Below are 10468 nucleotides of genomic sequence, written 5' to 3' on the forward strand. Positions count from 1 at the left end.
GCACCGCTCCGTGGCGCGCCCGGAGTGATGCGATGACCTCCCTGCTTTTGAAGAACGCCGACATCCTGGTCACGATGGATGCGACGCGCCGGGAGATCCCCGGCGGCTCGGTCTATGTCGAAGACAACCGCATCGTTGCCGTCGGCCCGGCGGACGAGGTGCCGGCCCAGGCCGACACCGTGCTCGACATGCGCGGCCACGCAGTGATGCCCGGCCTCGTGAACACCCACCACCACATGTACCAGACGCTCACCCGCGCGGTGCCCGCCGCGCAGGATGCCGAACTGTTCGGCTGGCTGAAGGCGCTCTACCCGATCTGGGCACGCCTGACGCCCGAAATGGTCCGCGTCTCGACGCAGACCGCGATGGCGGAGCTGATCCTCTCAGGCTGCACCACGTCGAGCGATCACCTCTACATCTACCCGAACGGGTGCCGCCTCGACGATTCGATCGAGGGAGCCGACGAGATCGGGATGCGCTTCCACGCCGCCCGCGGGGCGATGAGCGTGGGTGAGAGCGATGGCGGCCTGCCGCCGGACTCGGTGGTCGAGAACGAGGGAGCGATTCTCAAGGAGACGCAGAGGCTGATCGAGCGGTGGCACGACCCGTCCCGCTTCGCCATGCGCCGCATCGTGGTGGCGCCCTGCTCGCCCTTCTCGGTGAGCCGGGGCCTGATGCGCGATGCGGCTTTGCTGGCGCGCCAACACGGCGTCTCGCTCCACACGCATCTCGCGGAGAACGACAACGACGTCAGCTACAGCCTCGAAAAGTTCGGGATGACTCCGGCGGAATACGCTGCCGATCTCGGCTGGACCGGGCCGGATGTCTGGCACGCCCACTGCGTGAAGCTCGATACGGCCGGCATCGCCCTGTTCGGCCGCACGGGCACGGGTGTCGCGCACTGCCCCTGCTCGAACATGCGGCTCGCCTCCGGAATCGCGCCCATCCGGCAGATGCGCTGCGAGGGGGTGTCCGTCGGGCTCGGCGTGGACGGCTCGGCCTCCAACGACGGCTCGCACATGCTCGGCGAGGCGCGTCAGGCCATGCTGCTCGCCCGCGTCGGCTTCGGCCCCGCCGCCATGACGGCGCGGGAGGCGCTGGAGATCGCTACGCTCGGCGGCGCGAAGGTGCTGAACCGCGACGATATCGGCGCGCTTAGCCCCGGCATGGCGGCCGACATCGTCGCCTTCGACCTGCGGGGACTGGAGATGGCGGGGGCGCTGCACGATCCCGTCGCCGCCCTCACCTTCTGCGCGCCGCAGAAGGTGTCGTGGAGCATCATCAACGGCAAGGTCGTGGTGCGCGAGGGGCGGTTGACTACCCTCGACACCGGGGCTCTCGCGGCCCGGCACAATGCCCTGGCGGCGGCCTTGGTGCGGGGGGAGTAGGACAGAGGTCGCCTTGCCTCACCGTCATTCCGGGGCTCGCCAAAGGCGAGAGCCCGAAATGACGGCGGGAGCGATGGGGCCAGAAGCCTCATCCTCCCTTACGGTCGCGTTCTAGAACTCCACCTCGACCGCCAGCCCCTTGGCCACCGCGAGATCCACGGCGGCCGAGGCTACGGCGAGGTCCTGAAGGCCGACGCCGGTGCCGTCGAACAGGGTGATCTCCTCGTCCGACGTCCGGCCGGGATGGTCGCCGTTGATCACCGCGCCGATCTCCACGATGGCGCCCTCGGTGAGGAGCCCCCGGCCGATGGCGTGCTGCGCCTCGCCGATGCTCACCGATTGCGCGACCTCGTCCGTGAAGACCGTCGCGGCGGCGAGCAGTTCGGCCTCGACCTCCTGCTTGCCCTTCGTGTCGGTGCCCATGCACGCGATATGCGTGCCCGGCTTGACGTGGGACGCCTTCAGGATCGGCGCGAAGGACGAGGTGATCGTCACGATCGCGTCCGCTTCGGCGCCGAGACGATCGAGCCAGCCACCTCGAACGGCACGCCGTGCTCGCGCGCCACCGCCTCCATGCGCCCGAACATGCCGGGGTGGAGGTTCCATGCCAGCACCCGCTCGAAAGGACGTTGTGCCAGGGCGGCGCGAAGCTGGAAGGCCGATTGGTGGCCCGCGCCGATCATGCCGAGCACCCGCGCATCCTTGCGGGCGAGATGCTTGATCGAGATTGCCGAGGCCGCCGCCGTGCGGAGCGCGGTGAGGAGATTGCCCCCCACCACGGCCCGGCAGCGGCCGGTATCGGCATCGAACAGAAACACGGTCGATTGGTGGTTGGTCAGGCCCTTGGCGGCGTTGCCGGGCCAGAAGCCGCCGGCTTTGAGGCCGAGGGCGAGGCTTTCCCGGTCGAAGCCGGATTTGAAGCCGTAGAGCGCATCGGCATGGCCGATGGCCTCGCGCACCACGGGGAAGTTCCCCGCCGTACGCCGCGCCATGGAGGCGAAGACCTTCTCCACCGCCGTGAAGCAATCCGCTTCCGTGAGGAGCCCGTCGATCCGGTTTTCAGGGACGATGATCATGGCGACCTCAATACGCCTTGCCGCGCGCCGAGACCGGCCACAGCGTCTCGACCACGCCGTTGCGCACGCCGACATACCAATCGTGGACGTTGCAGGTCGGGTCGCAATGGCCGGGCACGAGGCGCAGCTTGTCGTTGACCTTCAGCTTGCCCTCCGGATCGTCGATCACCCCGTGCTCGTCGGAGCACTTGATGTACTTCACGTCGGTTCTGCCGAAGATGAAGGGCAGGCCGGAATCGACCGACTGCGCCTTGAGGCCCGCGTCGCAGATCGCCTTGTCGGCCTTGGCGTGGCTCATGACGCTGGTGAGGATAAACAGGGCGTTCTTCCATTCGCCCGCATCGATGCGGTGGCCTTCGCGATCGAGGATGCGGCCGTAATCGGCATCCATGAAAGCGTAGCTGCCGCATTGCAGCTCGTTGTAGAGGCCGGATTCGCTCTCGAAATAGTAGCTGCCTGTGCCGCCGCCGCTGACCAGTTCTGGCTCAAGCCCCTCGCGCTTCAGCGCCTCGACCGCGTCGCGGACCTGGGCGATCGCCGCATCGAGCTTGGCGCGCCGCTCCTCGAACCCGTCGATGTGCTGCATGGCGCCCTGATAGGCCTGGATGCCGGCAAAGCGCAGGTTCGGCGCGGCATCGACCGCCTTGGCGATGGCCACCACGTCGGGCGTGGTCTTCACGCCGCAGCGCCCGGCGCCGCAATCGATCTCCACGAAGCAATCGAGCTGCGTGCCGTGCTTGTGTGCCGCCGCCGACAGGTCGGCGACGTTCGCCACGTCGTCGAGGCAGACGATGATGCGGGCGCCGAAGCGCGGCAGCTTGGCGAGACGGTCGATCTTGGCCGGATCGCGCACTTGGTTCGAGACGAGGATGTCCTTGATCCCGGCGCGAGCGAAGACCTCCGCCTCCGAGACCTTCTGGCAGCAGACGCCGCAGGCGCCGCCGAGGTCCTGCTGGAGCTTCAGGACATCGACCGACTTGTGCATCTTGCCGTGGGCGCGGTGGCGCATCCCGTGCGCCTTGGCGTAGTCGCCCATCTTGCGGACATTGGCTTCCAGAGCGTCGAGATCGAGGATCAGGCAGGGCGTCTGGATCTCGTCCTCGCGCATGCCCGGCAGGGCGGGCACGTCGAAGCCGACTTCCAGGTCGGCGATCGGGGTATGTGCGTTCATCGGTTTCTCTCCCCTATTGCCAAGGCAGCTTGTCGAGATCGACATTGCCCCCCGTGATGATCACGCCCACCCGCTTGCCTTCGAAGACGGGGCGGTTTCTGAGCACGGCCGCCAGCGCCACGGCGCTCGACGGCTCCATGACGATCTTCAGCCGCTTCCAGATCAGCCGCATCGCCGCGACGATCTCGACCTCCGAGACCGTCAGGATATCCTCGACATGGTGGCGAACGAAGTGCCACGTCAGGTCCTTCAGCGGCACCTTCAACCCGTCCGCCACGGTCACCGGCGCGTCGTCGGCGATGATGTGCCCGGCCTTCAGGCTGCGGTGGGCGTCGTCCGCCTGCTCGGGCTCGGCGGCATAGACCGCGATGTGCGGGGCGAGCCCGGCGAGCGTGAGGCAGGTGCCCGACACCATGCCGCCACCGCCGATCGGGGCGATCACCGCGTCGAGATCCTCGACCTGCTCGATCAGTTCGCGGGCGCAGGTCGCCTGACCCGCGATGACGCGGGGATCGTTGTAGGGATGCACGAACTCGGCACCGGTCTCGGCGACCACCTCCGCGAACACCGCCTCGCGGGAGGAGGTGGACGGCTCGCATTCCACCACCCGCCCGCCATAGCCGCGCACGGCATCCTTCTTGGCCTGGGGGGCGGTGCGCGGCATCACCACCGTGCAGGGTATGCCACGGCGGCTTGCGGCGTAGGACAGGCAGGTGCCGTGATTGCCGGAGGAGTGGGTCGCCACGCCCCGCGCGGCCTGCGCCTCGGTGAGGCTGAAGACCGCGTTCGAGGCGCCCCGTGCTTTGAAGGCCCCGGCTTTCTGCAGGTTCTCGCACTTGAAGAATAGCTGCGCACCCGCCGCTTCGTCGATGATCCGCGAGGTCAGAACCGGGGTCTGATGAATGTGCGGCCGGATGCGCTCATGCGCGGCGAGCACGTCTTCCAGGGTGGGGGTGATCATGGCTCCCTCCCTCAGGCCGCCGCGCGCAGGCGGGTCCCTGCCGCGCCGCGATAGACGGCCTGAGCCGCCGCGACGCCGGATCCCAATTCGATGCGCAGGCCGCAATCAGCCATGGCCATCTCCGCTGCCGCGATCCCCGACAGGGCCATCACGTCCGTGAGGCTGCCCAGATGGCCGATGCGGAACACCTTGCCCGCGACCTCGCCCAGGCCGACGCCGAAGGCGACATCGTATTGCCGCGCGGCATGGGTGACGATCTGCGTGGCATCGAAGCCTTCCGGCGTGCGGATCGCGCTCACCGTGTCCGAGTAAAGCTCGGGTCGCGCGGCGCAGAGTTCGAGGCCCCAGGCCGAGACCGCGGCGCGGATGCCGTCCGCGATGCGGCGGTGCCGGGCGAAGACGGCATCGAGTCCTTCGGCCAGAAGCAGTTCCGTCGAGAGCTTGAGGCCGTTCAGTAGGCCGACCGACGGCGTGTAGGGATAGGCGCCATTCGCGTAACCCTTCGCCATGTCGCGGATGTCGAAATAGGTCCGCGGCAGGGTGGCGGTCGCCGTGGCGTCCATCGCCTTTGGCGAGAAGGCAGTGATGGCGAGGCCCGCCGGCAGCATGAAGCCCTTCTGCGACCCGGTGACGGCGACATCGACGCCCCATTCGTCCATGCGGAAATCCATGGAGGCGATCGAGCTGACGCCATCAACGAGCAACAGCGCGGGATGGCCCGTCGCGTCCAGGGCACGGCGCACGGCGGCGACATCGGACTTCACCCCGGTCGCGGTCTCGTTGTGAGTGACGAGCACCGCCTTGATGCGGTGCGCCTTGTCCGCCGATAGAGCCTCGGCGAAGCGATCGGCCGGAAGACCCTGGCCCCAGGGAGCCTCGATCACGCGGACATCGAGTCCATGGCGGCGGGCCATGTCGATCCAGCGATGGCTGAACATGCCATAGCGCGAGGCCAGGACGGCATCACCCACGCTCAGCGTGTTCGAAAGAGCCGTCTCCCATCCGCCCGTCGCAGTCGAAGGAAAGATGAAGACCTCAGCTGTCTCGCTCTTCAACACCTTCTTCACGCCCGCAAGCGCCGGATGAAGGATCTGAGCGAAGTACGGCGACCGGTGATCGAGGGTCGGCATGTCTGCCGCCCGCCGAAGCACTTCCGGCATATTGGTCGGTCCGGGAATGAAAACGGGATTCTGTGCAAACATCGGCGGGCGTCCTCCTCCAATACGCAGGACAATAGCACCGCTTCCTCGCCATTGATATTTTTTTGAAAAAGTTTTTCATTTTGGACGTGGCCGGCGAAAAGCCTAATTAGTCAGGTGGTTAGATTTTTCCGTTGAACGAAAAATTTTTTCACTCTACTTCGCGGATGGGGCGGTGGCGAAGGCGAGGGCGCGATGGATTCGGGGAACCGGCGGCGCGGCCGCCCGAAGGGGTTCGGCGGTGCCAAGCCCACGGAGACGATCCAGGCCCTCGACCGTGCTCTTGATGTGCTCGACGTGCTGGCGGAGAGCGACGGGCTCACCCTATCGGAACTCGCGGGTAAGCTCGGGCAGTCGGTCGCGACGATGCACCGGGTGCTCGCGACCCTGGAACGGCGGGCCTTCGTCGAGATCAGCGCCGACAAGCAGGAATGGCATGTGGGTGCGGAGGCCTACCGGCTTGGTTCGGCCTTTCTGCGCCGCCACAACGTTGTCGAGCGCAGCCGCCCGATGATGTGGACGCTGATGCAGGAGACGGGCGAAACCTCCAATCTCGGCGTCGAGAAGGAGGGAAGCGTTCTCTTCGTCAGCCAAGTCGAGACGCACGAGACGATCCGCGCCTTCTTCCCGCCTGGCTCTCTCTCGCCGCTCCATGCCTCCGGCATCGGTAAGGCGCTGCTCGCCACCTACGAGCCGGACCGGACCGAACGCCTGTTCCGGGGCAAGACCTTCGCGCGCTTCACGGACAAGACCATCGGCTCGCTGGAGCAATTGCGGGAGGATATCGAGGCCACCCGCCACAGGGGCTATGCCATCGACGACGAGGAGCGGACCATCGGGATGCGCTGCGTCGCCGCTCCGATCCTCAACTTCCACGGCGAGGCCATCGCGGGAATCTCCGTCTCGGGCCCGACGCACCGGCTCTCGGACGAAAAACTCAAGGAAATCGGTGAGCGCGTCCGCAAGGGCGCGGCCACCGTATCGCGCCTCCTCGGCGCGACGACCGCCTAAGGACAAAGGAGCCACGACAATGGATGTCTTCGAACGCTTGCGGTCGTCGGCCGCCGAGGACTGGACGCGCTACGTCGACCATCCCTTCGTGCGCCAACTCGGCGACGGCACGCTGCCCGAGGCGGCCTTCCGCGCTTACCTCGTGCAGGACTACCTGTTCCTGATCCAGTTCGCGCGGGCCTATGCGCTCGCCGCCTACAAGAGCCGGACGCCGGGCGACATCCGAGCCGCGCAGGCGGGCCTCGCCTCCATCCTGGACGAGACGGAACTTCATGTCCGTCTCTGCGCCCGCTGGGGGATCGGTGTCGAGGCCCTCGCCGCCACGCGGGAGCATCCGGCAACGGTGGCCTATACCCGCTTCGTGCTGGACCAGGGCGCGGCGGGCGACCTGCTCGACCTGCACGTTGCGCTCGCCCCCTGCGTCGTGGGTTATGCCGTGATCGGCAAGGCTCTCGCGCCGCAGGGTCCCGAGGCGCTCGGCGACCACCCCTACCGCGAGTGGGTCGCCGATTATGCGGGCGAGGGCTACCAGGGTGTGGCGGGCCGCGCCCGGGCGCATCTGGACGACCTCGCCGCGCGGACGCTCACGGAGGCCCGGTTCCCGGACCTCGTCGCGACCTTCGCCGCCGCCTCGCGCCTCGAAGCGGATTTCTGGCAGATGGGCCTCGACGCGGCGAAGGCCTGACCCGTCATGCCCGTGCGTCCCGTGCCGCGAGACGCTGGTAGACCATGCCGATCCCGAGCAGGACGAGCCCGAGCGCGATGACCGACAGGGCGCGGGCCGCGCCGGTCAGATGCGCGAGATCGAGCAGGGTCACCTTCGCCGCGACCGCAGCGACGATGCCGAGCGCCGTGAGCCGCGCCACCCGCGCCCCCGTGCGCAGGCCGTAGCCGAGGATCGCCGTGCCGAGCACCAGCCAGACGAGGGTGTGCATCCACAACTCGTTCTCCGTGATCCCATCGAGCGAGAGCACCGGACCCTGGAAGGCCTGCGACACCGTACAGGTCGCGTAGGCGAGGAGCCCCGCCACCGCCATGCCGCCCGCCCTGCCGCGCAGCCGCGGATCCACGGTTCCGAACGGCATGGCCGCCGCCTCGCGGGCGAGGCGCCATGCGGCGAGGGCCGGGAGGAGATAGGCCAGCACGAGTAGGTTCAGCCCCGGCATCACACCGACCGGATCCTCCGTGACGAAGGGATTGGCGAGGATTGCCCCGGCGCAGGCCGCCACCGCGAAGCGCGAGAGGCTCGCGGCGAGTATCGAGAAGCCCGCCATTCCGGAGGCACGGCGCAGGCGCAGAGAGGCTGCGGCTCCGGACAACAGGAACAGGCAGAGAAGGCCGATATCCCCCGGCGCCGACAGAGGCGCATAGGCATCACCGAAGGTCACGGCGCGCACCGTCGCCACGGCGGCGCCCAGCAGCAGCCCGCCCGCGGCGATGGCCGTCAGGACGAGGCTCATCGGCAGGCCCGTTCCGGCGGCCGCGACATCCGCCTTCAGGACCAAGAGCCAACGCCGGTCGGCCCTGCGGATCGCAGCCGGTCCGGGCTGCCGGTTCATCAGCGCGGCCGTGCCGAGAAGCACGATCCCCGGCAGGAGCGTATCCTGCAGGATCGGCCACAGGGCCGTCGTGCCCTCGTGATGGGCCACATCGAGCGTCCGCACCGCGTTCAGCCCTGCGTGGAGGATCACCGGCACCGAGGCGAGCCCGGCCACGGAGGCGAAGAGCGGCATGCGCCAGAGGATCGCCAGGGCGCCCGCCCCCGCCGCGATGAGGGCCAGCACCAGCGTGACCAAGGAGCCACCCCCCAGGCCGGATACGACCAGCGCGAGGCCGAGAAGACCGAGGCCAAGGGAAGCGACGATCGACGAGGCGAAAGCGCGGTCCCCCGGGATCGTCCCATGCCGGGGCCGGGCGATCGCAAGGAGCCCGGTTCCCTGCGCACAGGCGAGCCCGGCGAGAATGGCTCCTTCGAGCCCGCCCGCCTGATGAAGCGAGATATCGGCTGCGGGAAGGAGGATGGCGGCAGAGACCGTGCCGATAAAGGCGGTGGTCGCGACGCGTTTCGAACGCCGCATCGCCACAGCCGCGATGGCGAGAGCGGCCACCGACAGAATTGCGACGATCCAGCCGACCCGATCCGGCGAAAGGCCGATGACAACAGGAGTGATCGTGTCGTCGCGAACGGATAGGCCGCACAGGGCTGCCACGAGCCCGACGATGAGGCTCGCAATGAGCGGCGCCACAACGCGCGTTCGCGTCATCGTCGCTGCGATAGCGAGGCAGGCAAGCAGGATCGTGAGACCGAGGCCGGTCGCCACCGGCTGAAAGACGAAGACGCTCGGCGTCCGCACGACATGGGTCGCCAGCAGGAGCCCCTGCCCTCCCGCAATCGCCAGGGCGAGGCACGCCTGCCCACTCAGCCGGTCGCTCGCCCAGGCTTCGCGGGGGCGAAGACGCATCACCGTGATGGCAATCGCAAGGGCCGCGCCGGGCAGCGCCACGAGCGCGAGGGGAAGGAGCGTCGCGGGCCAGAGCAGGGCTGCCCATCCGAGCAGGATCAGACCGGCGGGGTTCTCGAGCCGCTTCCAGCCACCGCGCCACGCGGCGGCATAGCCGGCCACGCCGACGAGGGCGACATAGGCGGCGCCCGTGACGAGGCCGTCTCCCACGATCAGGAACGGCACGGCGAGGGCCGCGAGATATCCGATCACCGCGAGGGCGGGCCCGTAGATCAGCGACACACCGATCCCGGCCAGAGCGGTGACGGCCATGATAGCGAAGGCCGTGGGCGAGGAGAGGTAGCCGTAGACGGCATGAGCGGCATAGGCGACGGCGAACACGCCGCTCAGTCCTGTCCCCAGCAGCACCGAGGGGATATCCGCGATCCGGCGGAAAGCGCCCGCATCGGCCGGTAATTCGAAGGTCCTGCGGCGCCGGAAGTACTCCGCGCCCGCGCAGAGAATGAGGGCGAGCAGTGCTGCAACGGCCAAGCGAACCGAGGGCGGGAAGTAACCCTGCTGGATCGAGTGGCGCACCAGGAGTGCGAGGCCGAAGGCGACGATCCCGCCACCGAGCAAGGCGGCCCAGCGGCGGCCGAACCGTAATTCGAAATCGACGCGCGCATGACCGGCCGGCGGGGGAGCCGGGGCAGCCGGCGGTTCGGCCAGACCCACTTCGGGCTCAGAATCCGAAGGTTCGCGGATCGGCGGAAGAGGGGCCGGCACGATCTCCGATTGTGGAGTTGCCGTGCTTTCCGGGGTCAAAGCCTCCATTACCGGCGCAGCCTCGCTGGCGACACCCTGGCCGAGGGCATTCACTTGGCGCTCGATCCTGCCCAGGCGCTTCAATGCGACCAGCAGGAGGATAAGCATCACGAACTGAATGAGGCTGTCGAACATGAGGCCGGCTCCTGCGCGAGAGCTTGTCGGCTCCTCGCCTTGAACAGCGTTCATTTAACTCGTAGAAGGCTCCGGCCGTGAGTCGCAAGTGCGAAAATGAACGTCGCTCATAAAAATGGGAAAGGCCGTCCACGTAAGGCGCAGGCCGACAGGAATGCGGATCGCCAAGCCCTCATCGACGCCGCCTTTGCCATCCTTCGAGATGGCGGATCGGCGGCTCTGACCGCTCGCAGCGTCGCGGAGCGGGCGGGGACGGCAGTC

The 10468-nt window shown here is 68.1% G+C and carries 8 protein-coding genes and 1 pseudogene (1 of these 9 cut by a window edge); 4 read left to right on the top strand and 5 right to left on the bottom strand.

All coding sequences use genetic code 11. From position 1 onward, the window contains the following. The first annotated feature begins 32 nt into the window (after nt 1-32). Nucleotides 33-1388 (top strand): 8-oxoguanine deaminase, encoded by a 1356-nt coding sequence (locus ACFQE0_RS23725; protein WP_378974021.1) that lies wholly within the window; start codon nt 33-35, stop codon nt 1386-1388. A 111-nt stretch (nt 1389-1499) separates the two neighbouring features. Here ACFQE0_RS23725 and bhcD read toward each other — a convergent pair. From bhcD to bhcA, 4 genes and pseudogenes are all read right to left on the bottom strand, one after another. Beyond that, nucleotides 1500-2464: pseudogene (bhcD, locus tag ACFQE0_RS23730) on the bottom strand (iminosuccinate reductase BhcD). A 7-nt stretch (nt 2465-2471) separates the two neighbouring features. After that, nucleotides 2472-3635: a 3-hydroxy-D-aspartate aldolase BhcC gene (bhcC, locus tag ACFQE0_RS23735; RefSeq protein ID WP_378974024.1), complete on the bottom strand. Its 1164-nt coding sequence runs from the start codon at nt 3633-3635 to the stop codon at nt 2472-2474. A 13-nt stretch (nt 3636-3648) separates the two neighbouring features. Next, complete coding sequence (bhcB, locus tag ACFQE0_RS23740) at nt 3649-4596, bottom strand: beta-hydroxyaspartate dehydratase BhcB (RefSeq protein ID WP_378974026.1); 948 nt, start codon at nt 4594-4596, stop codon at nt 3649-3651. Between the two features lie 11 nt (nt 4597-4607). After that, nucleotides 4608-5798 carry an L-aspartate--glyoxylate aminotransferase BhcA gene (gene bhcA, locus ACFQE0_RS23745; RefSeq protein WP_378974029.1) on the bottom strand — a complete coding sequence of 397 codons (1191 nt, stop codon included), beginning with the start codon at nt 5796-5798 and terminating at the stop codon, nt 4608-4610. Nucleotides 5799-5990: 192 nt separating this feature from the next. On the opposite strand from bhcA, the gene bhcR reads away from it, so the two are divergent. Continuing rightward, on the top strand, nt 5991-6806 hold the full coding sequence (bhcR, locus tag ACFQE0_RS23750) for an HTH-type transcriptional regulator BhcR (RefSeq protein WP_378974032.1): 816 nt from the start codon (nt 5991-5993) through the stop codon (nt 6804-6806). A 19-nt stretch (nt 6807-6825) separates the two neighbouring features. Continuing rightward, a complete protein-coding gene (locus tag ACFQE0_RS23755) occupies nt 6826-7491 on the top strand; it encodes a TenA family protein (RefSeq protein ID WP_378974035.1) in 666 nt (221 codons plus the stop codon). 4 nt (nt 7492-7495) lie between these two features. On the opposite strand, the gene ACFQE0_RS23760 is transcribed toward ACFQE0_RS23755, so the two are convergent. Beyond that, a complete protein-coding gene (locus ACFQE0_RS23760) occupies nt 7496-10207 on the bottom strand; it encodes a DUF2339 domain-containing protein (protein ID WP_378974037.1) in 2712 nt (903 codons plus the stop codon). Nucleotides 10208-10303: 96 nt separating this feature from the next. Between ACFQE0_RS23760 and ACFQE0_RS23765 the strand changes: the two genes are divergently transcribed. After that, nucleotides 10304-10468 carry the beginning of a TetR/AcrR family transcriptional regulator gene (locus ACFQE0_RS23765; RefSeq protein WP_378974039.1) on the top strand. The gene runs 468 nt beyond the window's last position, so only the first 165 of its 633 coding nucleotides appear in the window; it begins with the start codon at nt 10304-10306; its stop codon lies beyond the right edge, outside the window.

This window comes from Methylobacterium komagatae (assembly GCF_042661665.1).
Classification (GTDB): Bacteria; Pseudomonadota; Alphaproteobacteria; order Rhizobiales; family Beijerinckiaceae; genus Methylobacterium; species Methylobacterium komagatae.

Bases quoted from the DNA above. Each gene is read 5' to 3' on its own strand.
- ACFQE0_RS23760 (WP_378974037.1), bottom strand. From the start codon at position 10,207: ATGTTCGACAGCCTCATTCAGTTCGTGATGCTTATCCTCCTGCTGGTC.
- bhcA (WP_378974029.1), bottom strand. From the start codon at position 5,798: ATGTTTGCACAGAATCCCGTTTTCATTCCCGGACCGACCAATATGCCG.
- bhcC (WP_378974024.1), bottom strand. From the start codon at position 3,635: ATGAACGCACATACCCCGATCGCCGACCTGGAAGTCGGCTTCGACGTG.
- ACFQE0_RS23755 (WP_378974035.1), top strand. From the start codon at position 6,826: ATGGATGTCTTCGAACGCTTGCGGTCGTCGGCCGCCGAGGACTGGACG.
- bhcB (WP_378974026.1), bottom strand. From the start codon at position 4,596: ATGATCACCCCCACCCTGGAAGACGTGCTCGCCGCGCATGAGCGCATC.
- ACFQE0_RS23725 (WP_378974021.1), top strand. From the start codon at position 33: ATGACCTCCCTGCTTTTGAAGAACGCCGACATCCTGGTCACGATGGAT.
- bhcR (WP_378974032.1), top strand. From the start codon at position 5,991: ATGGATTCGGGGAACCGGCGGCGCGGCCGCCCGAAGGGGTTCGGCGGT.